This window comes from Limnothrix sp. FACHB-881 (assembly GCF_014698135.1).
GTDB lineage: Bacteria > Cyanobacteriota > Cyanobacteriia > CACIAM-69d > CACIAM-69d > CACIAM-69d.
The window spans coordinates 64,177-90,512 of the sequence record NZ_JACJSN010000019.1; the positions used below are offsets into that span (position 1 = coordinate 64,177).

20 protein-coding genes and 1 pseudogene are annotated in these 26,336 nt (G+C 52.7%); 6 read left to right on the forward strand and 15 right to left on the reverse strand.

What is annotated here, in order from left to right; genetic code table 11:
* Positions 1-658 precede the first annotated feature (658 nt).
* The gene (locus H6G52_RS15620) at positions 659-2,653 is read left to right on the forward strand and encodes an MASE1 domain-containing protein (RefSeq protein WP_190529518.1); all 1,995 of its coding nucleotides are present in this window, start codon (positions 659-661) and stop codon (positions 2,651-2,653) included.
* Positions 2,654-2,742: 89 nt separating this feature from the next.
* On the opposite strand, the gene ureG is transcribed toward H6G52_RS15620, so the two are convergent.
* The 3 genes from ureG to H6G52_RS15635 form a co-directional block, all read right to left on the reverse strand.
* Positions 2,743-3,363 carry an urease accessory protein UreG gene (gene ureG, locus H6G52_RS15625; protein WP_190529520.1) on the reverse strand — a complete coding sequence of 207 codons (621 nt, stop codon included), beginning with the start codon at positions 3,361-3,363 and terminating at the stop codon, positions 2,743-2,745.
* A 104-nt stretch (positions 3,364-3,467) separates the two neighbouring features.
* On the reverse strand, positions 3,468-8,858 hold the full coding sequence (locus H6G52_RS15630) for an ATP-binding sensor histidine kinase (protein WP_190529522.1): 5,391 nt from the start codon (positions 8,856-8,858) through the stop codon (positions 3,468-3,470).
* A 377-nt stretch (positions 8,859-9,235) separates the two neighbouring features.
* Positions 9,236-11,341, reverse strand: coding sequence for an FAD-dependent oxidoreductase (locus H6G52_RS15635; protein ID WP_190529524.1), 2,106 nt, complete (start codon positions 11,339-11,341; stop codon positions 9,236-9,238).
* 918 nt (positions 11,342-12,259) lie between these two features.
* Between H6G52_RS15635 and H6G52_RS15640 the strand changes: the two genes are divergently transcribed.
* Positions 12,260-14,518 carry a pentapeptide repeat-containing protein gene (locus tag H6G52_RS15640; RefSeq protein WP_190529525.1) on the forward strand — a complete coding sequence of 753 codons (2,259 nt, stop codon included), beginning with the start codon at positions 12,260-12,262 and terminating at the stop codon, positions 14,516-14,518.
* A 26-nt stretch (positions 14,519-14,544) separates the two neighbouring features.
* On the opposite strand, the gene H6G52_RS15645 is transcribed toward H6G52_RS15640, so the two are convergent.
* Both H6G52_RS15645 and H6G52_RS15650 read right to left on the reverse strand, forming a co-directional pair.
* Positions 14,545-15,207 carry an Npun_F5749 family FMN-dependent PPOX-type flavoprotein gene (locus H6G52_RS15645; protein ID WP_190529527.1) on the reverse strand — a complete coding sequence of 221 codons (663 nt, stop codon included), beginning with the start codon at positions 15,205-15,207 and terminating at the stop codon, positions 14,545-14,547.
* Positions 15,204-16,283 carry a DUF1565 domain-containing protein gene (locus tag H6G52_RS15650; protein WP_190529529.1) on the reverse strand — a complete coding sequence of 360 codons (1,080 nt, stop codon included), beginning with the start codon at positions 16,281-16,283 and terminating at the stop codon, positions 15,204-15,206. The genes H6G52_RS15645 and H6G52_RS15650 overlap by 4 nt, the downstream gene beginning before the upstream one ends.
* A 174-nt stretch (positions 16,284-16,457) precedes the next feature.
* Here H6G52_RS15650 and H6G52_RS15655 point away from each other — a divergent pair, with 174 nt between their 5' ends.
* A complete protein-coding gene (locus tag H6G52_RS15655; RefSeq protein WP_099532608.1) occupies positions 16,458-16,865 on the forward strand; it encodes a hypothetical protein in 408 nt (135 codons plus the stop codon).
* 200 nt (positions 16,866-17,065) lie between these two features.
* On the forward strand, positions 17,066-17,287 hold the full coding sequence (locus H6G52_RS15660; RefSeq protein ID WP_099532610.1) for a hypothetical protein: 222 nt from the start codon (positions 17,066-17,068) through the stop codon (positions 17,285-17,287).
* Positions 17,288-17,488: 201 nt separating this feature from the next.
* Here H6G52_RS15660 and H6G52_RS15665 read toward each other — a convergent pair whose 3' ends face one another.
* The 7 genes from H6G52_RS15665 to rpmF all read right to left on the reverse strand — a co-directional run bounded on the left by H6G52_RS15665 (position 17,489) and on the right by rpmF (position 22,767).
* The gene (locus H6G52_RS15665) at positions 17,489-18,598 is read right to left on the reverse strand and encodes a pentapeptide repeat-containing protein (RefSeq protein ID WP_190529531.1); all 1,110 of its coding nucleotides are present in this window, start codon (positions 18,596-18,598) and stop codon (positions 17,489-17,491) included.
* The gene (locus H6G52_RS15670) at positions 18,573-18,854 is read right to left on the reverse strand and encodes a DUF4090 family protein (protein WP_099532613.1); all 282 of its coding nucleotides are present in this window, start codon (positions 18,852-18,854) and stop codon (positions 18,573-18,575) included. Before H6G52_RS15670 ends, H6G52_RS15665 begins: the two co-directional genes overlap by 26 nt.
* Positions 18,855-19,048: 194 nt before the next feature.
* Complete coding sequence (gene pyrF, locus H6G52_RS15675) at positions 19,049-19,786, reverse strand: orotidine-5'-phosphate decarboxylase (RefSeq protein ID WP_190355834.1); 738 nt, start codon at positions 19,784-19,786, stop codon at positions 19,049-19,051.
* Between the two features lie 258 nt (positions 19,787-20,044).
* Positions 20,045-20,278: a Calvin cycle protein CP12 gene (locus H6G52_RS15680; protein ID WP_190355833.1), complete on the reverse strand. Its 234-nt coding sequence runs from the start codon at positions 20,276-20,278 to the stop codon at positions 20,045-20,047.
* Between the two features lie 688 nt (positions 20,279-20,966).
* Positions 20,967-21,353 carry a DUF2237 family protein gene (locus tag H6G52_RS15685; RefSeq protein WP_370567725.1) on the reverse strand — a complete coding sequence of 129 codons (387 nt, stop codon included), beginning with the start codon at positions 21,351-21,353 and terminating at the stop codon, positions 20,967-20,969.
* Between the two features lie 161 nt (positions 21,354-21,514).
* Positions 21,515-22,123, reverse strand: a complete 609-nt coding sequence (locus H6G52_RS15690) for a sulfite oxidase-like oxidoreductase (protein WP_099532615.1) — start codon at positions 22,121-22,123, stop codon at positions 21,515-21,517.
* A gap of 467 nt (positions 22,124-22,590) precedes the next feature.
* The gene (gene rpmF / locus H6G52_RS15695; protein WP_099532616.1) at positions 22,591-22,767 is read right to left on the reverse strand and encodes a 50S ribosomal protein L32; all 177 of its coding nucleotides are present in this window, start codon (positions 22,765-22,767) and stop codon (positions 22,591-22,593) included.
* A gap of 230 nt (positions 22,768-22,997) precedes the next feature.
* On the opposite strand from rpmF, the gene H6G52_RS15700 reads away from it, so the two are divergent.
* Both H6G52_RS15700 and H6G52_RS15705 read left to right on the forward strand, forming a co-directional pair.
* A complete protein-coding gene (locus tag H6G52_RS15700; RefSeq protein ID WP_099532617.1) occupies positions 22,998-23,564 on the forward strand; it encodes a phycobiliprotein lyase in 567 nt (188 codons plus the stop codon).
* A gap of 80 nt (positions 23,565-23,644) precedes the next feature.
* The gene (locus tag H6G52_RS15705) at positions 23,645-23,917 is read left to right on the forward strand and encodes a hypothetical protein (protein WP_099532618.1); all 273 of its coding nucleotides are present in this window, start codon (positions 23,645-23,647) and stop codon (positions 23,915-23,917) included.
* A 113-nt stretch (positions 23,918-24,030) separates the two neighbouring features.
* Here H6G52_RS15705 and H6G52_RS15710 read toward each other — a convergent pair whose 3' ends face one another.
* The 3 genes and pseudogenes from H6G52_RS15710 to H6G52_RS15720 all read right to left on the reverse strand — a co-directional run.
* Entirely contained in the window at positions 24,031-24,711 is a 681-nt protein-coding gene (locus H6G52_RS15710) for a YkgJ family cysteine cluster protein (RefSeq protein WP_190529533.1), read from the reverse strand.
* 115 nt (positions 24,712-24,826) lie between these two features.
* Complete coding sequence (gene psbC, locus H6G52_RS15715) at positions 24,827-26,188, reverse strand: photosystem II reaction center protein CP43 (protein WP_099532620.1); 1,362 nt, start codon at positions 26,186-26,188, stop codon at positions 24,827-24,829.
* A gap of 7 nt (positions 26,189-26,195) precedes the next feature.
* Positions 26,196-26,336, reverse strand: a pseudogene (locus H6G52_RS15720) (photosystem II protein D2); the annotation flags it as partial.

Here is a 26,336-nt window from a genome sequence, read left to right on the forward strand (position 1 = left end):
CAGCGAGGCAAACACTAACCAGACCCAGCGCCGTGAATGGAGTCTGCGCAAAGTGCCCAGGGGGCGGCCTGGCTCGATCAATTCCAAAAGCTGACTTGATCGATCAGGCGCTGAAATTTTGCTGAGGTTCGGCATCTTTAAGGTTAATTTTTATTGAGTTAATTCAATAAATCGTAAGATCATTCATTTTTCCTTGTGCTCAAGAAATTATGACTAATGTTGGATCAGCACAGCTCAAAGCACTAGATTAGTCAAATTTTTACGATCGATCGCGTGTTTCAGAGAGCTGCATTGTTATTTGAGAAAATAATCAACCCATAACTCAAGTCACCCAAACGCTATTGGAATTGCTATAGATTTCTACGTAGCAGAGCAATGTTGATAATTGAAAATTGCATCAATTAACACAAAATAGCCTATTTATAAAAATTAAAGTTTTATAAAACAATCCTGAAGGATTCAACAATTCTTGAACTGACTTTAAAAATCAATTCATTGGTATCTGTCTTAAATCTTGACCAACGCAGGGCCCCAATATAGGCTAATTACTGAGAATATCGCCTAATTTGTCTGAATTTTCACAAATTCGCTGAATGTTTTCACGACTTTTTCATAGATTGGCGTAATACTCAATAGCTCGATCGCCCACTGGACATCTATGGAACAGATCACGAACGTCATCACAGTTCGCAAGTCCCTGGCGTGGCTACAAAAAATTCACCTGGGGCCAATCTTGGGAACCGCCTTGGTTTACGATGCCTTGGCAGAGCTATCTCGAATTCTGGCCTCAACGCCCAATTCGGTTACTCCTGTGTGGCCACCTGACGGATTTGCCGTTGGCATTGCGCTGCTCTGTGGAAAAGGAGTTCTTCCCGGCGTTTTTTTGGGATCTTTTGGGGCTAATATTCAAGCTTTTTGGGACAGTCGTAATTTAATCACCCTGCTGTTATCCACCGTGGCCGTGCTGGGCATTGCTGCCGGAACCACTGCGGGCACGCAATTGGGAACTTTTTTATTTAAACAATCAACCCGAAATCGATATCCGTTTAACCAAGTTTCTGACACCATTCGATTTTTGGTTTACGCAGGATTGTTGGGCCCCGTTGTCAACGCAACAATGGGCGTAGGCATGTTAGCTGCTGCTGGGAAAATCGATTTTTTTGAACATGCTCCTAGCACTTGGTTAACCTGGTGGGTTTCCAATGTTGCCGGTATTTTTATTTTGACACCACTCATTTTGAGCGGATATCGCTACCTAAAACTGAATCAACTGAGTTGTCGCAACCTATCACAGCTTATTTTTCATGTCTTAAATCGCAAAATTGTGAATCCACATTCTTTTCAAGGTGTTTTATCACGATTAGGAATCAAGGTGATTCCAAGCAAAGAAATTGAATTTCTATTTTTATGTTTAAGTGTCTTTTTAATCAGTTTTTCTGCTTTTTGGAATGGACAATCCATCGCCTATGTTTTGATTCCCTTATTAATTTGGGCTGTTTTCCGTTTTGGAGATTTGGGAGCTAATCTCACAGTTTTCTTGATTTCTTTGATGGCCATTTTGGGCACGGTGCGCGGGTTGGGCAGTTTTGCCAGCCCTCACCTGAATCAGTCGTTGATAGGTTTACAGTCTTTTATCGTGGTGGTAGTTTTTACATCGTTAATTTTGACGGCAACTTTGGCTGAGCAAAACACTGCTAAGGTGAAGCTAGATCAAGCATTCGCAGATTTAAAGGTTGCCAATCATGTTTTGGAGCATCAGGCCAGAACGTTAATTCAGCAAAATCGAACCCTAGAGCGAACTCTTGAGGAGTTAAAGTTCACTCAGGCTCAAATGGTTCAAAGTGAAAAAATGTCTGCGTTAGGGAATTTAATTGCCGGGGTTGCCCATGAAATTAACAACCCGATCGGCTTCTTGAATGGCAGCATTGAAAACGCTGAAGAATATGCCAACTATTTGTTGGAACATATTCGGCTTTACCAGAAGCAATATCCTGAACCTGGAAGGGATATTGTGGAACATGCTGAGGATATTGATTTAGAGTTTTTAGAGGAAGATTTTCCTAAATTGTTTGAATCCATGCACAATGCCACCGATCGGGTGACTGGAATTAGTAAAAGTTTGCGAGCATTCACGCGATCGGACACCGATCAAAAAGTCAGTGCCCAACTGACAGAGAATTTGGAAAGCACGATTCTAATTTTGAAATATCGCCTGAAGGCGACTAAGCATCGCTCTGAAATTCGGGTGATTCGCAATTATGAGGATTCGCCTGAAATCTACTGCTTTCCAGGACAAATGAATCAGGTATTTATGAATATTTTGGCTAATGCCATTGACGCGATCGACGAGTTCGCCATGGAGCAGAGCCTTGAAAATTTACCAGCCCGCTCCTATCAAATTACCGTAACCACAAAGTTAGAAACGAATCAGATTGTGATTGGCATTGCTGACAATGCTAAGGGAATGGATGAGGCAACGATCGCTCGGGTTTTTGATCACCTCTTTACAACCAAGGGAGTGAACCAAGGCACGGGCATTGGCCTATCGATCGCCCAAGAAATTGTGGTGACCAAACATGGTGGGTCGATCGATGTACAATCCCAACTCAATCAGGGAACTGAGTTTTTGATTCGTTTGCCCATTGATTCATAAGGAACCCACGGATTAACCCGCTGATTCATCGTGAAGTAAAATCAGGCAATTGATAGGCTCTTGATGGGCTTTGGTTGTTCAAACATCCCCTAGGAGACTGGGGGCAATTGCTGTTCAATAAAGTCAATAATTTCTGGCAAACCATGGCCCGTTTTCAGATTGCTGAACAGAAAAGGGCGATCGCCTCGCATTTTTTGGGCATCCCGTTCCATGACCGCTAAGTCAGCACCCACATGGGGAGCCAAATCGATTTTATTAATCACCAAGAGATCAGATTTGGTGATGCCCGGCCCCCCTTTACGAGGAATTTTGTCACCGGCTGCCACATCAATCACGTAAATCGTTAAATCAACTAACTCCGGGCTGAACGTGGCGGCCAAGTTATCTCCCCCACTTTCAACAAAGGTGATTTGAATGGGGCGATCGCCCTGCGCAAATTTAGCCTCTAATTGCTCGATCGCCACCAGATTAATGGAAGCATCTTCTCGGATGGCCGTGTGGGGGCAACCGCCGGTTTCCACACCCACGATTCGATCGGGGGAAAGAGCAGCACTCCGAACTAAAAACTGAGCATCTTCCTGGGTGTAGATATCATTGGTCACCACCGCCAGACTATATTGATCGCGCAATTTTTTACACAAAGCATCCACCAGGGCTGTTTTTCCAGAACCCACTGGTCCGGCCACCCCGATTCGTAATTGACTGGTCATGGTAATGGTTAATCAATGAACTCATGAGATGGACGCATAGCCAACTCATTCAATTGAAGAAATTCTGGCAAAGGCTCATTGGATTTGACAAGATCTCCAACCACCTAAGCGGGGCCATCAATGGGTAATTCAATCGTTAATGTTGCTCCCTGTTGGGGGGCAGACTGACAAGATAGTTGTCCGTGGTGTTGTTGAGTAATGATTTGGTAGCTCACCGATAGGCCCAATCCTTTGCCTTCGCCCACTGGCTTTGTGGTGAAGAAGGGATCAAAGATTTTTTGGCGCACACTGTCTTCCATGCCTGGGCCGTTATCGGTGATGGAAATTTGCACAGTTTGATCGCTAATTTTGCGAGTTTCAATGGAAATTTTGGGCATGGGCTGCAAGGCAAAACCGGCGGGCGATCGCAAGGCATCGATCGCATTGGTCAAAATATTCAAAAAGACCTGATTCACCATACTGGCGTAGCAATTCACCAACGGAATTTCGCCATAGTTTTTTAACACGCTGATTTCTGGCTGCTGGCTTTGCACCTGTAATCGGTGCTGCAAAATCAGCAGCGTGTTGTCAATTCCTTCATGCAGGTCTACTTGTTTTTGATCCGATTCATCCAAACGCGAGAAATTTCGCAGTCCGAGGACAATTTGCCGCACCCGATCGACCCCATTTTGCATGGAGTGAAACAAATTGTTCAGATCTTCTTTCAAAAAATCCAACTCCATTTCTTGCATTCTTGCTTGAACAATTGGATGAATTTCAGAGGAATGCTGCTCATGGAGTGCCAACAGATCCAGGAGGTCTAAAAAGTAAGATCGAGCATGAGTAATATTACCCATAATGAAGCTAATGGGATTATTAATCTCATGGGCAATACCGGCCACCATTTGCCCCAAGCTCGACATTTTTTCCGCTTGAATCAGTTGCGCTTGGGTTTGTTGCAGTTCTTGGAGCGTAATCTTCAACTGCTGGTTTCTTTCGGTTAGCTCCTGAGTGCGGGCGGCCACTTTCTTTTCCAGATTGTTGCTGTAGTCTTCCAAGTTTCGGTAGAGGCGCGCGTTTTCAATGGAGATCGCCGCCTGCGCCATCAAAATTTGCAACACTTCCAGGCGATCGGGCGTGAATGCATCGATCGCCAAATTATTCTCCAAATAAAGAACGCCCATCAACTGTCCTTGTTGAGTAATGGGCATACAAATTACCGATTGAATTTGCTGGTTTGCAATGTAAGGATCATTGGTAAATAATCCTTCAGCCATGGCATTTCCCAACACCACTGATTCTTGAGTTCGTTGCACGTATTGAATCAGGGAAACCGGCAAAGATAAACTCGGAGATAAGGGGCAGTTTAGGGGAACATCTACGGCCGTTTGCCCTTCCACATGGCTGGTAGCCACCACGGTTAGCCGATTGTTTTGTTGGGGATCTTTGAGGAGCAAATAGCCCGTTTGGGCCCCCGCATTTTCAAGGGTTAGTCGCGTTAGTTGGGTTAACAATTGCGACAAGACAATTTCCCCCGAAAGGGCTTGGGCCGCTTTAATCACGGTGTTAATATCCAGCACCGTGCTGGCGGTTGTGTGGGGATGGGTGGAATGCTGAGTGCCCGTGGGCGGCAAGGTGGGCGGCCGCCGTGGCGACAGATTTTGTAAGGGCAGCGATTTGGCCTGGAGCGCGGCAACTTTGGCTTTGGCTCCCCAGCGATCGTAAGCATGAGCTGCATCCAGCCAATATTGCTTAGCAATTTTGTCGCGCCCAGAGTCGTGATACAGCTCAGCGGCACGCTCGGCCGCGATCGCCACTTCAGGCCAACGACTATGGGCTTGAGCCGTGTTGATAGCGCGATCATAATAGTCCATGGCGCGCAGAATTTCTCCTTGCCAGCGGGCCGTTTCCGCCAACACCAATTCATATTTGCTTTGATAGTTTTCTGGTGCGTGATTTGCCCAATTTTTCAGCTTAGTCGTCAAACATTCTAAGGTCGAAGGCTGATCTTGTTCATCCTCATTCAGCGTAGTCAAGTCACTGGGTTGAGTGGTTTTGAGATAAACCAATGCGGCATAGAACGTGAAGCCACCAGACAACATAGAAGCGGTGGCGGCGGCTTGGTACTGGTCAGCCAAATTTGCCTTGATTTTCGCTGCTTCCCAGTCATTCATGACATAGGCCAGAATGGTTTCTGCAAAATAGATAAAGAAAAGCAGCATTTGGTTTTCAGAAGCTTGAATTTCTGAAACCAATTGGCGATTAATATAGCGACCTTCCAGTTGAGAAGTGGGTGTTTCTGGCGACTCCAAGGCTTCTGTGAGTTGTCGCCAAGTCATGGCTGGATATAAGCCATGATCCTGTTTAATTTTTTGGAGCAATTCGATATACAGTTGCTGCTCTCGGGCCACTTCTGTCAGGGGTGTTCCCACCAACATCATGTAGCCACAAGACCACATGGCGCAGTAGGTGGCATAAACCACATCGCCCGTTTCCATTCCCATTTGCACTGTGCGCTCAAGGAATTGAATCGTATTTTGATGGGGTTCTTTCCAATGAACCACAAAGGAATTGAAAAGCATGTGGATTTTGCATTTCAAAGCATCCGAGGGATATTGCTCCAAAATTTGCAAAGAAATTTGTCCCGATCGATAGCCCAATTCAATTTGATCTAAGGGGCCACACAACAACAATCCATACATGCCATAGGCGTAGGCAGCGAGGGCTGAATGGCCCAGCTCTAGGCACATGTTCACCATCCGAAAGACGATGAAGGGCAACAAATCGGGTCTTGCTTGATAAGAGGGGCCCGTGATGATGATCAGGATTTCAAGGGCAGCCAGAGCAGCGCGATCGCTCATTTCTGGATAATCTGCCAACTGGTCTAACTCCGGCAGCGGCTGCTTCAGTTGCAACAATTGCGGATCAACCACCAAGGGATAGCCCAGCAGTTCCAAGACAGGCAAGGCTGTTTCGATCGCACTATGCATTTGGTTTTCAGCGATCAGAAACTGAATTTTTAGCTCATAGATTTTCGTGCGATCGAGCAGCGAGCGCGAGCGCTCTAAGGCAATTTCCGAAAGAATTTGTGCTTCTTCAAATCGAGTTAATAAATATTCAACTTCCACACTTTCGGTGTAGAGACTGAGGCTTAATTCATAGTCCGTATCCCAGGCATTTTCCGGCAGTAATTGACGACCCATCGCGAAGTATTCTTGGGCAGAATTGTAGGCCGCCGCTGCCTTAGCCTTACTGCCTGCTCGATCATTCAGCCGCGCCAAGAGTAGCTGTTCTTGGGCATCCGTAATGAGGGCAGAACCCACATTCATCGCATTCACCACATCAAACAGACAATCATCTAGCCGATCGGGTTCAATGCTGTTGAGCAACAGGCGGCCCACGGTTAAATGGATGAGTTGCTTTTCATCATTAGGAATTAGAGAATAGGCCGCTTGCTGTACACGATCGTGCAAAAACTTGTAGGTGATCGTGACTGTTTTGCAATCTTCCAGCACCTGCGGAATTTTGTAAGCCGCATTCAGAGGAATAACCAATCCTGCTTGCAGAGCTTGCCATAAATCTGTAGAAGTTTCCGCTGTAGATTTTTCATGAACAATGGCTAACATATCCAAATCAAATTGGTTGCCAATGCAAGCGGCTAATTGCAGCGCTCGTTGCACAGAAACATCCAACTTTTGGATTTCATGAACCATCAAACTAATCACATTTTCTGTGATTTCAATGGGCGGCAAATGCTGAAAACTCCATTCCCATTGCCCCGTCCCCGATTCAAACCAAATGACCCCTTCAACATAGAGGTATTTAAACAACTGCGTTAAGAAAAATGGATTTCCTTGGGTTTTTTGCACCAGCAATTGGGCAATGGGTTCCACAGTTTCCGGTGGTCGGTGTAAGGTGTCTCCCACCAAAGTCAACACATGATCTAGCGTCAGGGGCTTGAGGGTAATGGTTTGCAGTTTGGCTCCCTCCGCTTCGATCGTGCCTAGCATCCGTAACAGGGGGTGCGTAGAGTCCACTTCATTGTCCCGATAGGCTCCCAACATCAACAGGTATTGCCCATCGGGATCAGTCATTAATTGTTCAATAAGTTGCAAAGAAGCCGCATCAGCCCATTGCAAATCGTCTAGAAAAATGACCAACGGTCGATCGACCTGGCAGAACACATGAATGAAGGTGCGAAAAACCAAGTTGAAGCGATTTTGGGCTTCGGAAGGAGGCAATTCTGGCGCTGGGGTCTGAGGACCAACGATCGATTCCAGTTCGGGAATCACATCGGTAATGATTGATCCATTGTTGCCCAAAGCGGCGGTCAATTTTGCGCGCCAAACGGCAATTTGCTCCTCCGTTTCGGTCAGTAACTGTCGCGCCAATTCACGAAATGCTTGAATAGGCGAAGCGTAGGGAATATTACGTTGAAATTGGTCAAACTTGCCACTGATGAAGTACCCACGCTGACGGGCGATCGGCTTATGCACCTCATTCACCAAAGCCGATTTGCCGATGCCGGAATAGCCCGCCACCAGCACCATTTCCGTATTCCCCGCACTGACGCGATCAAACACATCCAAAAGCTGTTGCACTTCCACTTCCCGCCCATAGAGCTTTTGGGGAATGCTGAAAGTGCCACATTGGTCGCGCTCCGCCAGAGGAAACGGGGCGATCGAACCAAACCGCTGCCACTGGCTCAGGCATTCCTCCAAGTCCCGCTGAATACCGTAAGCGCTTTGGTAGCGTTCTTCCGCCGTCTTGGCCATCAACTTCAAAATCACTGCCGACACTTGAGGCGAAATTTGAGCATTGAGGTCATGAGGCGGAATGGGTGACTTTGCAATATGGCAATGCACCAATTCCATGGGATCGCTGGATTGGAAAGGAAGCTGGCCCGTTAATAACTCATAGAGCGTGACACCCAAAGAATAGAAATCGGTTCGATAGTCCACCGTGCGGTTCATGCGTCCCGTTTGCTCTGGCGACACATAGAGCAACGTTCCCTCTAGAAGATTGGGACTGCTGAGGATTGGGTGTTCCTTAGAAAGGCGAGAGGCGATCGAAAAATCCGTTAGTTTTAACTGTCGAGTTTTAGGCTCAAAAATTAGATTATGTGGCTTAATATCTTTGTGAATAATCTGGCAGTTGTGCAGTCGTCCCAAAATTGCTGCCAACTGACAACCAATCCATAGAATATCATCCAGCGAAAGCGATTGATTTTGGAGGCAAGAGGTCAAGTCACACCCTCCAAAATCCTCAAGCACTAAAAAGGGTTTGCCCTGGATTTCATCAACTCCGTAGGTTTCTACAACTCCTTCTAAGTTCAAGCCTCTGAGCACTTCATACTCATGCTGAAGCTTAGCCAAATCAGCCCGATTCGGATAATCAGAAGCCACCGTTTTCAAAATGACCGGCTTTTGCTCTGGTTGCTTCACAGCCCGATAGACAATAGTCCGTTCGGTTGCTGAAAGAACCTCCGAAACTTGATATTGAGCAAACACATCCATAGCAATTCAGTGGCAGCGCAATTTACAAACAGAAACAGAATCAAAACAGGGACAGAATCAAAATATAATCAATCTTGAAGGTTGTAAGTCAACCCTGAACTTAGATTCACATGAATTTGAAATTAATGCTTGATTTTGCTAAATTGTCATATTTTTATTAATCTTTTATTTTTGTTTTTCAAATCAATCAATCTGGGTTTATGGATTTATCGAATAACAACCTACCAACTGAAGCGATTGATTGTATCGAGCTTGGATCGAATTTAGATTGGTAATCAATGTTCAAACTAGATATTATGACATCGATCACGATTAGACATCAGTAGGTGATATTAACATCAAATCGTGATCGACGACTCCTCTATCGCAGACCAGCGCTAGCTAAACCAACGGTTTATTAACTGCCATAGAGCAATGAAGGGAAAGAATAGCCGCAAATACCAGGGCGAAACTTTTCCATTCCAAGGCAGTCCCTGTTTATAGCGTAAGTAGTCTGACCAGCGGCGAACTGCAAACACAATTGGCTCCTTTAATTCCCAAATTTTGCAATAGGGAGCCTTGACTTGATAAGCATCAATGATGGCGTTTACTGCCCGGCGCGCTGCTTCATTGGCTCCTTCCATGGTTGCCAAGTCCGTGTTGGTGCGCACATAGTCTGAGGCCAAGAAAAAGTTGGGAATCTTGGTATGGGCTTCCGGACGCAGCACCCAGGTATTCACCAAGTTAACCAACAAGGGTTCGCCGTTGACGTTGGCGTTAGGGTCGCCAATGCGGCTCTTGTAGAGCAGCCTTTCTCGTCCCAATCGTTCATGAAAGCGCTGGGATAGCTGTGAGGACTCCAGGTGCAGTTTTTCGTTAGGCACCGGCAGCGGAATCGGCCCCACAAATCCCTTTGCCACTAGCGCATTCACCGCCAACCGGGCTTGGCTTTGATCCACATTGAGATATTCAGCAATCTCCTCCAAGTTAACTTCGCGGTTCTGGTGATGAATCCACAAAAATAGATCCTTGAAGAAGTCAGGTAATGCACCATTCAGGACTTCATCGAGTTTGTCAGGATCGGTTGCTAAGTCACAGCAGTTGTGAACGATATCGGGATCCAAAAACCAGCTATGAAGATCCTCATCTTTCAGGAGTGGTTTCCCCTTTTCCTTCAAGGAGCGCTTCATTTGCTCCCACACTTCTTCCTTAATCTCCTCAGGATTGCAAATTTGGGCTGGTTTGGGAATTTTCAGCCCCAACGTACCGTTAATTGCGCCCACTTCATCGGTGTTTGGATTGATGAAGTAACCCCAGTTGGAGGGGATGGCGGAGATGATGCCTCGGACTTGCCCATCGCCAAATTGTTCAACGGGAAACTCTGGCCAAAACTTGGTTTGGGAAATGGACGTTAAGGCCCAAGGGGAATCCACATACAGCACGTGACCATGGGTGACGGGCACATCTCGGTTGAGATAGTACTGAATGCCGTTCATCCAGGCGGTGCTGGTTCCCAGGCGCTTGAGGTTGGCGAAGGTAGGGTCGCCTTGGATCAGGTCATCGGAGATCAGGCCAGCGATAATTTCTGCGGGCAAGGCAGCAATGTAAACATCACCCGTGACAAAGCGATCGACCTTGGTTTCTAGGTCAGTGACGATCGCCCCTGAAATTTTGGTGTTGCCTTGGGCATCCCGTTCCGTTTGGATGGAACGCAGGCGGCTGGAAAAATGATAGTCCACACCCCGGGCCTTGAGGTATTTTAGCCAGGGATCAATCCAAACATCATTGGTCGGGCCATTTAAGACGCGATCGGCGCTGCTGTTGCTGGGATCTACAATGCCCAACAAAAGCTGCAAGAAGATATCGCCCATGGTCTTGGTGCTGGCCAATTCAGCCCGGGAGGCCACCAGCGAAGTGGTCAGGCCGCGGGCCAGTAAATTTTGATAGGCGATCGACTTGTTTTGGGCATCCAAATAATCCCACCAACCAATTTTTTCGTATTCTCCCAGGCGGCGTTCTGGGCAGGAGGTTAGAAGCTGGAAAACTCGCTCCGCAAAGAACTCCAATTCACCCGGTAAGAGGTCAGCGGTTGCTCCTTGCAGCAAAGCCTGAAAAATGAGGATTAGGTCTCCTAGGCTTTGGGGAAAGCGATCGGGCAGGATAATGAGGTTTTTGTGATCCTCATATTGGGCCAATGCTAGCCGAGTTGTGTCCACCAAATTGTCAAAAACCCTACGCAATTTTCCACCCTGAGGAGGCTGGTAAGGAATGCGCTTCATGGTGTCGGTCACATGCCGATAAAAGCTGGGAAAGAAGCGAAACCCATGCTCACCCGGCAGGGGCTGTTTGCCTGGAGCGGCGCTGTCTGGCACTTTGATGCTGCGCGCCTTTCCACCCGCAATACTTTTGAGTTCATACACTTCAACGGCAAAGCCCCGCTCAACTAACTCGTGGGCGGCGCTCATTCCAGCAATACCACCACCGAGAATGACAACTTTCACCATGCTAAAGCTTCCTTAAGATGCCTAAGAGCCAACAAGTTTGCTTAGTTTGATTTGGATTCCCCTGTTCAGGATTGTTCCCAATCCGATACATAACCATGCCAAACTTCACTTGGGCTGTGATCCCGAATATTTCCCATCTGTGGACTTCAGTCCATTAAATCTATAGTGCTTTCTCTTTCTGGAGATCGCAAGAGAGGATAAGGGGGAATTAATGAAAAAACGGTCGATGATTCAAGACAGTTCGCTTCAGGCTGGAGCACTCTCAAACAGTCATTCAAATACTTTTTCATTAAATGTGAATTTAAAAGGTGATTGAATTTAACTTGATTTTTACCTTGAATTATTGAATGGGCAATTTCTGTAAATTTACGGATCTTTTTGTATCGGCAACTACAAAAAATATGAATTGACGTTGGATCATTGATAGGTTGTTCGATCGAGCAGAGCGATCGAACAACAGTGAAAAAAGGCCCCTGAACTCGTAAAGAAGTAAAAATCGGTGAAATTGAGCGATCGGCTCTCAAGATCATCATTGGGCAGCAAGACCCGAGCAGAAAGTAGGGTGAGCAGTCACATTTCACCCGCACTCATTTCATCGATCCCCCCGCTCTCGATCGGCAATTTTAAGCTCAAAAGCCTTCATCAACAGCAGTTTGGGGACTTGATCCTGGGTCTTGCGCACTGAAATTTTCATTGACCTAAGGGCCAGCGTTTCAGCCATCGAGTCACTTGAGTACCAATAGGGTTATGGCATGATGGGTAGGCCCAATTTCGGTCATGGGTTGCGCCCAAAGCTGCGTTCCAGGCTGGCAACGCCCAAAGCCTGATGCGGCCCCAGGAAGGGCTGTGTCTCGCCTGCGGTTCGAGTAGTCTGGTTTTGTCCTCCCCATGACCTTGGCCGTCATCAGGAATCGCCGCATGGTTAGCCCGCCGACTGCTCCGAACGACAATCCCGACTTTAATCCCGACTTTGGCTCCACCTTCGCCCCGGAAGGGCCCGATCGCCCCAATCGGCGATCGCTCCTGTGGCGGCGAATGGGGGCTTGGGCGGTGGAAGTGGCGCTGATTGCGGCTAGCGGGGGCTTGCCCTTTGCGATCGGACAGGCGGCGCGCACGGCCTTGGAGGGGCCGTCCGTTCCGCTGAATCCGGTGCTGGCCAGTGTTGAGGACGCGGCCGCTAAAACCTTTGCCATCCCGCCACACTTGCGCCCCACGGCCGTGGCTCCAATGACGAATCTCTTTTGGTCTGGGGCGTTGGTGTTGCCGGTGGCGCTGGGCGGCTTACAACTTTTCTTGCTGGCCACCACGGGCAAAACCTCGCCTAAGGCCTGGTTTGGTCTGCAATTGACGGATGAACAAGGGCGCAATCCCGGTTTGGGGCGGGTGTTGTTGCGGGAGGGGGTGGGCCGTTGGGGGCTGCCGCTGGGAACAGCCTATGGCGTGTGGCGGGCCAGTGGAGCCTATCCGGATTTATCGATTTTGCTGGGTTTGGCGGTGGTGGGGCTGGCGGTGGAGTCAGGAGCGGCGCTGTTGGATCCTCAGCGGCGGCCCTGGCGCGATCGCCTGGCCAAGACGAGGGTTGTGGATTTGCGAGACCCGGAAGGCTGGGTGGAGCCGGGGATGGCGGCCATGGAGCCGGGGCCGATCGAACCGGCCACCATGGGCCGATCAATCCTGGTCAATGGTCGATCGGGCAGTGGTTCGCTCACGGAGCGATCGGCAGCGCGGCTGACGCTGAATCATCCCAACGGCCCGGAAACCACGAATTTGATTCTTTCCCCGATCGGGGCCCGGGGGCTGTGGGCTTGGGTGCGCCAAAACCCCGGCACGGCGATTGTGGTGGTGGGATCGCTCGGCTTGGTGCTGGTGGTGGGAACCTTTGCCGCTACTCAAATCTATGCTCAAGATCAGGACGATCGACGGGCGGCCCAAGCCCAGAAGCAGGAACTGCTGCTGGATTTGGTGGCTAAATATAGCCAAAATGCCCCTGACCAGCGGCGGGGCTCCGTGCTGGCCCTGGGGGCCGTGCAGGATCCAAACCCGGAAATTGTGCTGCTGCTGAATTTGTTGGGTCAAGAGGAATCCCCACAACTCATCGAAGCCCTGCAACAGTCGATCACCAGCGCCGGGCCTGCCGCCTTGCCCTACTTGCAACGGTTAAACCAAACCCTCAAGACCGATGCGGATAGTTTGGCGGCGGGGCCCAACACCGGAGAGGCCACCCGGGCCGCCCTGCGGTTGCGAGCCACCCAACGGGCGATCGCCAAATTGCTGCGGTTGCGATCGGGCGCTGACGGGGCGATCGACCTTAGCCGCGTGGATTTGGGCCAGTCCAATTCGCCCAATGCTCAATTTTCCCTGGTGCTCGATCGGGCTGATCTTTCGGGGCTAAAACTCCGCAGTGCCGTGCTCACCGGAGCCAACCTACGCGGCTCCGTTTTTCGATCAGCCGGGCCTGACGGCCGCTGGAACACCTTTGACGATGCCCTCACCGACCTCTCCGGAGCCGATCTACGCGGAGCCGACCTAACCGGCGCATCCTTAATTACTGGTCAACTGGAGCGCACCAGCCTGGTTGGGGCCGCCCTGAATGGAACCAATCTCACCAGCGCGCGCCTGATTGGAGCCAACCTCAGCCAAGCCAAACTGCTGGGGGCCAACCTGGAAGCAGCCAACCTCGATGGAGCCAGCCTCACGGGGGCCGATCTCGGGGATGCCAAGCTGAACCAAGCCAGCCTGCATGGAGCCAAACTGGGTCAAGCCCGGGCCGTGGGAGCCAGCTTGGCCCAAGCCGATCTCACCGAAGCCAGTTGGCGCGGGGGTGATCTGTCCACCGCTGATTTAAACCGGGCTAACTTGCGGAATGCCGACCTGAGCGCCACCCGCCTAACCGGAGCCAACCTGCAGGGGGCACAACTGCAAAGTGCCCAATTACAAGGCACCGATTTTTCCCAAGCCGATTTACGCGGGGCCTTGTTTGAGGGAGCAAACCTGAAAGGCGCGATCTTTGCCCCAACCAACACAGCCCCGGCCGGCGGGTTTGTGGGGCGCACTGACAGCGAAAAACCCTCAGCCCTGGTGAAGGGGGCGGACTTCAGCCAAGCCAAAAATCTGGATCCTCGCCAATTAGCCTATCTTTGCACCCAAGGGGCCATTCACCCCCAATGTCCCCAATAGATAGCCAAGCGATCACAAACATCGCCCTAGGGATTCAGGGCGTGGGTTTGCCAACCGTCGGGGGTGCGATCGAACCCAGTGCGATTTTGCGGCTCCCCCTTCAGCTCCAACCAATCCACCCGATCAGGAATGAGCCACAACAGCACAAAGGTCTCCAGCGGCGCGATCGGATTCGGCGGCGGCGGCGCAAAGGCGGCCGGGTCAACCGTGCGATCGCCCCGAGGATTGGGCCAAGCAAATTGCAATCGGGCCGCATCCGAAAGGTTTTGCCACAGGCGCGATCGCTCGGCCTGTTCCGTGGGGTCGGGCGTGGTGGCCAGCACCGCCCGCAAGGTTCCGGCAATCCGAAATTGCTCGCGCGTTTTGGGAAAGTACCAACAGGCTTCTGCGCGGGGATTCGTAGCCAATTGCGGCATCTTTTCGCTGCGGCTGTCCGTGATCACCGTGAGCCAATCCGTGCGATCGCGAAATCCCCGAAAGACCACCGTTCGGTTCGCGGGACTGCCATCAGGGCGCACCGTGGCCAACTGCAAATAGCGGGCATAGATCAGCGATCGGTTGCGGTGCAGGGCCCGCGACAAGGGCGATCGCCAAGGGGCCAAATCAGAGGATGGGGACGTTGGGGAGTTTGAGATTGGGGAGTTTGAGGGTTGGGAATCTGAGAGTTGGGAATCTGAAGCTTGGATCATGGCCGTTGCAACGAGAGGATAGGGGCGATCGGGCGGAATCCTGGGGCGATCGATTGCGATCCCCCTAAGCCACCCCAAGACAGCAGCACCGATCCCATCACCCGCGATCGATCTAACTCATTGCCCACCGCCGACACCGTCGTTCCCTTAGTGGCGTTATAGATTGCATAGCGACCATTATTCAGAATGCGATTCTCGCCGGGGCTGAAGGCCGTGCCCAAATCCGGCTGCGCGCGATCAATCATCACCAACCCATCGTTACTGTTGCCTTCAATTTGGTTACGGCGCAGCAGCGGTTGGGCCTGATTAGAAATCACCACCCCATCTCGGTTTTGGGTAATTTGATTATCTTGAATCACCGGGCTGGCATTGCCCCCGATCGCTAGGCCAAACCCCGTTGCCTGAAACCGGTTTTCGCGCACAATTCCCCCCGCATCACGGGTGATGGACAGGCCATTACCGCCGTTGTTTTGGAACCAATTTCGCAGAATTTGCGGTTGGGCCCGCCCCGTCACAAAAATGCCGTCGCGATGGTTGTTCAAAAGGCGGTTGTTGGCAATCACGGGCGTGGCTCCGTCGCTTTCCACCCAAATGCCCGTACCACGTGGCACAGGATTGCTGACCGTGACCCCCAACACCGACCCGCTCCCCGTCAGGGCGATCGCCACGGCCTGTTGAGAAAAACTGCGACTGCTGAAGCCGCCGGCCCCTTGAATGACCACCGCTTGGCCCTGGCCGTCCAGATCGCCGCTGAGGGTCACCCCATCGGGCACACGCAGGGGAAACTGCTCGCCTAATTCCGCACTGTAGCGGCCCGGAGCCAGACGAATGGTGACCCCATTGCTGTATTGACTGGCATGGTCAAGGGCGCTGGTGATGGTGCGGAAGCTGCCGCGGCCCGATCGAGCGGCCGCATCATTACCTTGGGGATCCACCGTTAACACCACGCTGGAGCGGGCAGGCGGCTGAAACGGCCCGCCTAATGTCCCGATCGCCCCGACCAACAGCCCCAGCCCGATCGCCCGAACAGCCCGACCCGACCAGCAACGGGAAAAATGGCGCAGTGGCAGACCCATGAGATCACGCTCTGATCAAAACTAGGCTGCATTTTAAGCTGAATTGCGGGGCGATCGAGCCGGTCAGCCCAGCGGATGCGGTAGGATGGCAACACCAACTTTGTTGCAATTCCGTTACAAAATCTCGCCTCGATCGCTCGATTTAACGGCCCTTCCAACCCTGCCCTGCAAACCATGATTTACAGCAATCCCCACAGCACGCAATTCGTTCTGGTTACCCTGTTCTTTGCCCTGGCCTTTGGGCAAATTTTTAAGAACATGCTGGAATTTCAGGTGAACCGCTGGTATGAAAACCGCCGCACCCAGCCCACCGTGGAATATAAAAAGCCCCAAATGCGCATCGCCTACTTGGGTTTGGCGGTGTTCACCTTTTTGTGCATGGGCGAAAGCTTGAAGGTTTTGGGATTTTTCACCCTGTTGGCCTATGGGGTGAGCCTGTTGGTGGTGGTTCCCACGGCGATTTTCATTTGGCTGCAAATGGGATCGATGTTTAGCCTGATGGTGAAGGGGGGTTCCGCCGCGATCGACATTGAATCGAATTATGGTCTGTCGGCAGAACAGATCAAGATGAAGAATCAATAGCTTGAATTTAGGCCGCCCGATCGATTCGATCGCCCGATCGATTGCGGCCAAAATTCTGCGGGTCTTGATTTCAATCCCCCCATCGATCAAGATTTGCTTTAACAAGATTTGCTCTAATCAGATTCCCGCGCACCAAACCAAAGAGCGCAAGCTCCATCAACAAAGTACAAACAAAAAGCACAAAAGCGCAAAACAAACCGATGAGTAAAAAGTGGACTTGGTACATCAAAGCCCAAGCGGGTGTCTTGCTGTTTCCCTTGGGTCTTTGTTTATTTGGGGAAGCGGTAACACGCCGCATTAACGGTGATTCTTGGTTTTGGTGGGGCACGATCGCCCTAGCGGTGATTAATGCCGGTGTGGGGTTGATGATTGAAAGCGGCCTGATTGGTGGCTTTCCCCGCGACCAAAAACCCAATGAATGAATAATTGGGGTCAGATCAATCAAAATGATCTGTGATCTCGCTATTGGATGATCCAGACATTCGCCCCTTAAACCAACCATTGACCGATCGAGGCGATCGCCCAGTCAACGCGATCGCCCATGGAAATTGACCCGCTCGATCGACCCGTTCGATCAATCGGCTAGCGGGTTGATCGAACAGGTTGATCAATGGCCTATGGCACTATTGCACCCAGCCGATCGCCCCAGATAGGTCAGCCCCACGGGTCACGGCCCCGTCTAAGGCGGCTCCGGTGAAATTGGTGTTGCGGGTCACGATGCTTCGCAAGTCTGCCTGAACCAGGTAGGCGCGATCAAGCCGAGCATCGGTGAGCACAGCCCCTTGCATCACGGCCCCGCCCATCTTGGCCTGTTGCAGATTCGTGCCAATCAGGCGTGCTTGCCGAAACACCGCCAAGCTGAGGCCCGCCCGCTGAAGATTTGCCTTGCTGAGGTCGGCTTGGGTGAAGTCGGCTCCCGTGGCGATCGCGCTGCGGAGGTTCGTTTCCAAAAACCGCGCCCCCGCTGCCTTCACGCTGCTGAGGTTGGCTTCTTCCAAGTTGGTTTGCCGCAGGCCCGCCCCCAACAACAGAGCGTTGGCGAAGTTGGCTTGAAACCCGTCCGCGCCGCCCAGCTTGGCTTGGGAGAGATTGGCCCCTTCAAAATTAGCCATCACCAGGTTTGCCCCCAGCAGGGTGGCTCCCGTCAGGCTCGATCGCACCAATTTGCTCGATCGCAACTGAGCATCGGACAAATCCGCCCCATCCAACTGGGCAAACCGCAGATCGGCCCCCTGCAAGTTCGCTTCCTTCAGGCGACTGGCCACCAACAGGCTCTGCACCAAACTGGCGCGGGTCAGGGTGGCCCCTCGAAAGTGCGCTTCTCGCAGGCGGGCCTTGTCCAACACCGCTTCCGTGAGGTTAGCCCGCTGGAACTTGGCCCCACGCATCCGCGCATCGGTCAGGGTGGCCCCGCTCAAATCCGCATCCCGAAACTGGGCTTCTTGGCCGGCAATGCCATCGAGCCGGGCCCCGCGCAGGTTAGCCCCGTTCAAAACCGCTGCCGTCAGGGTGGCCCGCTGTAAGTCAACGCCCCGCAAGTCCAAGCCGCTCAGATCAACCCCAGACAGGTCGCACTCAACGCAGGCACGGGTGGTTTGCAACCGTTGCAGGGGGGTGAGCTGGTTGCTGGGGGCCGCCGCCAAGGGCTGGGCCCCCAAGCCCAAACCTAGCCCGATCGCCCCAAAAATCAGGCCCGATCGCCCGAGGCTATTTGCCGCCGTAGTAAAACGCAATTTCCTTCTCCTTGAGCGGGGTCAGGTCAGCATCCAGCAACATTTGATTTAATTCCGCTTGGGCAAAGTGCTTAGCCCCAATCCGCACAATTCGCGATCGCATGGTGTTGGTCACGCCGCTGCGTTGGCGCTGGGCTTCAATGGCCATCACCTTGCGATAGAGTTCCAGACGCGCGGCCGGGATCGGCGTTCCGTCAAAGTCAATCCCCTGCTCGATCGCCACATCGATCGCGTCTGCTCCGGTCGTTTGCGCCATGGTTTGACTAAATCCTTTTGGTTGAATCTTGGGGAATGAAAATGCCGTGGCCGATAAATGCGATCGCCACCGCCATCACAGAGTGCAATCGCCAAGGGCCATCGCAAAGGGCAATTGCAAAAAACGCAATAGCAATAGGATGACATCAACCGCGATCGAACCGCTCACCCTCCTTGGGCGAAATTGGATCGGGTCTAGCTGCTGGCGACCTCGGCCACCAATCGCTCCCAAGCGGCCACCGGATCCGCCGCCGCCGTCACAGGTCGGCCCACCACCAGATAACTGGCTCCGGCCGCGAAGGCCTCGGCAGGCGTGAGGGTGCGTTGTTGATCACCGGATGCGGCCCAAGCCGGCCGCACCCCAGGACAAACCAACAGAAAATCCGCACCACAGTGCGATCGCAAGGTGGCTGCCTCCTGGGGAGAGCAAACGGCCCCCGCCAAGCCAGCCGTTTTCGCCAACTGCGCCAAATGGGCGGTGTAGTCAGCCACGCTCGCAGACACCTGCAAATCGGCCGCCAAGCGATCGGGGCCAATGCTGGTGAGCAGGGTGACGGCAATTAGTTGGGGCGGCGTAACGCCCGCTTCGGTGGCTCCTGCGATCGCCGCCGCTTGGGCTGCTTCCAAGGCCGTCAGCCCCGCAGCCCCATGCACCGTCAACAAATCCACGCCATAACGCCCCACGGCCCGGGCCGCCCCAGCCATGGTGTTGGGAATGTCATGGAGCTTCAGATCCAGGAAAATCCGCTTTTGTCGCTGCTTCAGTTCCTGCACGATCGCAGGGCCCGCGCTGATGAACAGCTCCAAACCCACTTTCCAGAACGACACCTCCGGCAAGCGATCAACCCAAGCGATCGCCGCCTCATAGGTAGACACATCCAGCGCCACAATTACTCGATCGCCACTCACGGTTTTGTCCTCGATCGGCCCCATGGGCCCAAAAAGCAAAAACAGGATAACGCTTTGACTGCGCATCCTGTTGCTGCGGCCCTGGGGCCAGATTTCAAACGAGAGCGAAAAAACCAACGCCTGAGCGCCAGCCCGCAAGCTGAGTCAGAAATCAGCACTCGTGTGAGTGATTCGCCAGTGGCCGAACGCCCCAAATCATGAATCTTCAGGTGATCAGTCTTGGGATTTTGAATGGGGGTTCGGCTGCCAAACTTTTGCTAGATGACCGAGAAGCACTATGGCTTAGTCGTCGTAGAGACGGCATTCAGCCGCATCTGGGTTGTCATCGCAATACTTTTCAAAGGAATTCTTTTCAGGATGCCCTTCTTTTTGGTGCGATGCTTCGGCTTGCAGTTCTTCCAGTGCATCCCAAGCAGCCGCACATTCAGGCGAATGAACTCCATTCACACTGCACGCTTCGCGGGCAGCCTGCCGTTCTTCTTCGATTTGTTCGTGGATGTTGGTGTTGTCAGACACTTGACGATGGCCCTCCCAATAAAAGCCGAGTCCGTCCGAATAGTTTGGCAAAAATCTTCGCGATCGCGCCGCGAGTTTGCCAGAAAGTTTCGATCGGCTCTGGTGTCGTTGTTGGAACGACTCGATCGAGTCTTGGCGAAATGCCAAGGGTTAGGTTTGTTGCAACAGGGGCCCATCAGCCAGCACAACCGAGCATTAAGCCTGCACAGCAAATGCAGCGCAGATTCGGTGGCCAAGCTTCAAGGGTGTAGAGGACGAGTCTGGAACCGGGTAAGGTTCTCAGTCCCAAGGCCCACTCCCAATTCCATTGCTACTTGAGCCAAGCTAGGACGATCGCCTCATGCAGTGTTTTGCTGCGTTGGTGTATCGCTAGGGTGTTTGCCAAGCAGGTTGCTGACCTGCTTCTACTGTACCCTGACCTGCCCTGACAATCTAGCGAAGAATTGTGGGAAAACCGTACTGCACAGCCCTGAAAACGACGGCTAGCCTTGCCTTGCAGCCCTTGGGAGTGATTACTCACCCTTGGTCTTTTGCAATGAGTCGCAATCAACCGAAATGCTATAGATTACGGGGATCACACCAAACTGGTCTAATCTGCCCAATTTGTCTAAGTTATTCATATTTAACTGGCCTGATTTGGTTAACTGGCCTGATTTGGCTGAGTCCCGTCTGAGCTGGCCTCGGGCGATCAGGACAAGGCATGGCGTTTTAAGGCCTCTAGGGGCACAATTCGCAGGGCCGCCTCATGGGTTGCTTGCAAATCCACAGGCGGAGCCGCCCCGGCTGCCACGGCCTCTAGCCACCGACTGGCGCATAAACACCACCGATCGCCCGGTTTCAGTCCCGGAAAATCAGCCCAAGGTAGCGGCGTGCTCAGATCATTGCCGCGCGATCGGGTGAATTCCAAAAATGCCGCCGTCACCTGGGCACAAACCGTATGGGATCCCCGATCGAGCGGCCCCGTTTCGCAACAGCCCGTGCGATAGAACCCCGTAATCGGATTTTGGCCACAAAGCGCCAGCGGCCCGCCCAAGACGTTTTTTGGCCCCTGGTCAGCGCCCTTTGATGGGTCAATATCTTTTGAGGGATCAGATGGATCCGTTCGATCGCCAGCGGTGAAGGATTGCTGGTTTGGTTCTGGCCCTGGTTTCGGTTCCTGCTCGGGTTTGCGTCCGGTATTTTCGGTATTCATGCCAGGATTAATTGCAGGATGTGCGCCCATACTCCACATTCGGGTTAAAGAAACAAGCCACGCCCGGCGTACCGTTCCTCCGCCCAGGGTTCACCGCGCTTGTGATAACCATTGCGTTCCCAAAATCCCAGGGCTTCATGATCTAAAAATTCCAAGCCCTTCAGCCACTTGCCGCTTTTCCAAGCATACAAATGGGGAACCACCAACCGCAGCGGCCCACCATGATCCGGGGGTAAAGGCTCGCCAAACAACCTGTGCGCAAAGAAGTTTTCCTCGCGCAGGAAGTCCTCGATCGCCAAGTTGGTGGTGTAGTCCCCATAGCAGTGCTGCATCACATGCACAGTTTTCGGATCTAGATCGATCGCCCGCATAAAGTCCGTTACCTTCACGCCGCGCCACTGCACATCCAACTTTGACCAGCGGGTAACGCAGTGAAAATCTGCCGTGAAGTCCGACTGGGGCATGGCCATCAGGTCATCCCAACGGAACGTAACCGGCTGGACACAACCCCAAACCTCCAGTTCCCAATCCTCTAGGCGAATTTCCGGTGTATCACCATAGGTCAGCACCGGAAACCCCGTCGCTAGGTATTGACCCGGTGGCACACGATCGCCCTGATTGGGTTCTGGTTTTTGGAAAAATTTGCCTAGCATAGTCACAGCACCGGGTAGAGACTGATTAGGAAAACAATTGCTTTAGTTTGCTGGCTCTAATTTTCTGGCTTCAATGAGCGGAATTTAGCTTGCTGGCTCTAGTTTTCTGGCTTTAATTTTTTGCCTGAGTGGTCTTGTTTTAGTGTTCTTGTATTGATTCTAAGGCGCTCTCTTCGAACTTCCAATTTTAGTCTGGCTCGATGTTGACTAGGTTAATCCTGAGCAGCCCTGAACAGGTAAAAATTTAGCCATTCAGGATCACGAGCCAATAAGCCAATCATTTCAATAGAAGAATTTTAATAACTAAGTAAATAGTGAATCAAGAATGAATCAAGCAACCATATGAATAGCTGGTTTAGAAACCCGATTGCCCCAAACTCGGGTCACGGGGCTAGGCAAAATAGACAGACGATCGAGGGCGGTGGTGGCGCACTTGCAGAGAGCGACATCAACCGCCGCAAGATGACTTATTCTTCGGTTTCGTCTTCGGTTTCTTTGGTGGGGAAGACAAAATTCGATCGACCGGTCAGGATCGACTTGCCCAGGGACAGGGCTTGCTGAGCACGCAAATTGGCTTTGCGCTTCCAAGTGGCACGGCGTTGATCGCGCTTGCCGTTGGAGGTTTTCTTCTTAGGGACTGCCATACGATCAGGTGTCGTGTCGCGACAAACAGACAACCTTTCGATTTTAGACTAGTCGGGTCGTGATCGCTAGACGGTCAATGGGGTTTCTCCCTAGGCAGCCACCCTGGATAATTCAAGCAGCGCCGTGCAGACCAAGTTGATACACGATCGCCCTGGGTGATCGATTCGCCAGCGATCGATCTGGCCGGCTCAGCGTTCTGCTGCCATCCACCGCCCCTAACCACCGTCCGATGACTTTTCAAACCCTAAAACCATTTCAAACCTTTTTTGAGCATTGTGTTGGCGACTGGAGCGCCGAACGCACCTACCATTACTTACGCAACCAAACCGTGGAGCGATCGCACACGGAATTTCAAATTCGCCCGATTTCACTCGAGCAAAAGCAACAAGTCCTACAGGACAATGAACGACCCGATCGGGCCGATCTCGACCAGATTCCGGGCTATCACCTCGACTTCCAAACGGTTTCCGAGCATGGCGAGCGGGTGGCCCAGAGCTTGAATTTTCTGTTCGTCCCCAACGCTGAAACGGGCTCAATCCTGGAGGGCGACTACCTGCGCGATCGCGCCTACGAGGAAGCTAAACCAATGGTGGCCCAATTTCACTTCACCATCGCCACTCGGGAATTGATCATGACAACCCACTATCAACGGGTGGTGTCGGTGGATTCAATTACCCTGGTGAATCCTGCCCTTCGCCTGCGGCGAATTTTGAACTACCATCGCCCCGCCACAGAGGATGCGCCGTTGGATCAAATTGCGCTGGCGGGGTTTGGTGTTGAACAGAAGATCAATTAGCCTAGAACCGTTGCGCCGGGTTCAACGGCTGGCAAGCAATCTGGACGAGACTGGGGCCGTGAGGGGCGATCGAAACAACAATGGCGAATTTTCGAGTGTGGCTCGTTTTGGTGGTTGGTTTCTTTCTGGCGGCGGAACTATGGCAGTTGCTCCGAGCAGTGACGCTGCCCACTCCTCTGCTGTGGGTGGGGGGCTTGGTTCTGGCCACCGCTTCCAATTGGCATCATCGGGCGGGCTGGCCCTTCAAGTGGTTAGATCAGTGGGCAGCATTTTCCCGTTCCCAGTCCCAAGGGCCCGTTGCTCAACCGTTTCACGCGCCGGGTTCCGAGGTGCGATCGCCCGATCGTCGTTGAAATTAACCGTTGAAATTAATCGCTGAGATTCACCGCTGAGATTGCCACTGAAACCACCCTTGAGAGAAGAGGGCCCCTGTTGGCCTCAGACGAAATTGGGAAAATTTAGCCAGTTACCCTGACCCGTTGTTCCTGGATTGTGGCTGATCGAGCATCAGCATCCCAAGCGCTTGGTGCAATTCCCCGGTGGCCAACGGAATCGCCAGGGCAACGCAAGCCGCCTGTAGCCCCGCATTCTGGGCTTCCAAGTCAAAAGTCTGGGCATCGATCGGCCCCGATCGCGCCGGCCATTGACCCGTTTCCCAACCCTGTTGGCAATCGGCGGCACAGGTGGAATAGTGCGATCGGCAAGTGGCCGGCCGCACCGGATAGATTCCGCAAGTGCCATCGGGTTCCAAAAAAGCACAGGGAATTTTATGACCCAGCCGATCGCCCGGGTTAATCAACTCAAGCTGCCCTAAGGTTTGCGCCAACCGCTCCAGGATCAGCCGCCGCTGAGCCATCGGCAGCTCGGCAATCCAATCGGCAATCACCTGGGCTTCGATCCCCGCGATCGGCACGTTCAGATAGCAGCACCAATCACAACCCCGATCGCAGGCCACAAGACAATCGGCCCGCTCCAGACGCTCTGCAATCGCCCGATCGCCCGCAGCCCACAGTTCCCGTTGCAAGCGCAACAAGCCAGGCAAGCCCGCCACCGACCACCGCTCGATCGCGGTCTGTTCCGTCTCTTGGGCTAATTGTTGTGCCCGTTGCCAGCGTTCTCGGGCGGCCCTGGGGTCAAGCTCTGCCATGTTTTTCGCCTCGCCTGCAAACACACAGAGACCCCCGACTAGCGAGGGTCTCTGTTAAGGGCGATCGGGTCATCCCGCAGGACAAACCCGATCAAATTGCCAATCGCTCGATCGATTAGTCGAGGTCGGGCATCGCCAGCGCGGGTTCGCTCTCGCGGTTGATCCCCTTCTCGAAGCCCGCTTCAGCCGCGCGAGCGCGACCAGCGTGCCACAGGTGACCCACCAGGAAGAAGAACGCCAACACAAAGTGCGACGTAGCCAACCAAGCGCGGGGCGACACGTAGTTAAACGAGTTAATTTCGGTCGCCACACCGCCCACCGAGTTCAACGAACCCAGAGGAGCGTGCGTCATGTACTCAGCCGCGCGGCGAGCTTGCCAGGGCTGAATGTCATTCTTGATCTTGTTCAGATCCAAACCGTTGGGGCCGCGCAGGGGTTCCAACCAAGGGCCTTGGAAGTCCCAGAAACGCATCGTTTCACCACCGAAGATGATTTCACCCGAAGGCGAACGCATCAGATATTTACCCAGACCCGTGGGGCCTTGAGCCGAACCCACGTTCGCACCCAAGCGTTGGTCACGGATCAAGAAAGTCAGCGCTTGAGCCTGCGATGCTTCAGGGCCGGTGGGGCCAAAGAACTCGCTCGGATAAGCGGTGTTGTTGTACCACACCATCGTCGAGGCAATAAAGCCCATCAACGACAGAGCGCCCAAGCTGTAGGACAGGTAAGCTTCACCAGACCAGATGAACGCACGACGCGCCCAAGCAAAAGGCTTGGTCAGGATGTGCCAGATACCACCGGCAATGCAGGTCAGACCCACCCAAATGTGGCCGCCGATGATGTCTTCCATGTTGTTCACGGAGACAATCCAGCCTTCGCCGCCAAAGGGAGCCTTGGTCAGATAGCCAAAGATCCGAGCCGGGTTCAGCGTCGGGTTCGTGATCACGCGCACGTCACCGCCACCGGGAGCCCAGGTGTCGTAAACGCCGCCAAAGAACATGGCCTTAAACACCAGCAGCAACGCACCGCAACCCAGCAGGATCAGGTGATAGCCGATGATGTTGGTCATTTGGTTCTTGTCCTTCCAGTCGTAACCGAAGAAGGACGAGTACTCTTCGAGGGTTTCGGGGCCGCGGATGGCGTGGTAAATCCCACCCAAACCGAGCACCGCCGACGAAATCAAGTGCAGCACGCCCGTCACGAAGTAGGGGAAGGTATCCACCACTTCGCCGCCGGGACCCACACCCAAGCCCAACGTGGCCAGGTGAGGCAGCAGGATGAAGCCCTGCTCATACATGGGCTTTTCGGGGATGAAGTGCGACAGTTCAAACAACGTCATCGCACCGGCCCAGAACACAATCAAGCCAGCGTGGGCCACGTGAGCACCCAGCAGCTTTCCGGACAGGTTAATCAGACGGGCGTTACCCGACCACCAGGCAAACCCGGTGGAATCTTGGTCACGGCCGCCCACGACCATTGCAGTATTAAAGGGCGTTTCCACGGGGCAGGACCTCTTCGGGGAAGATGAAGTTTTCGTGGGGTTGGTCTTGCGGAGCCATCCAAGCGCGGATGCCTTCGTTCAACAGGATGTTCTTCGTGTAGAACGTTTCGAATTCGGGGTCTTC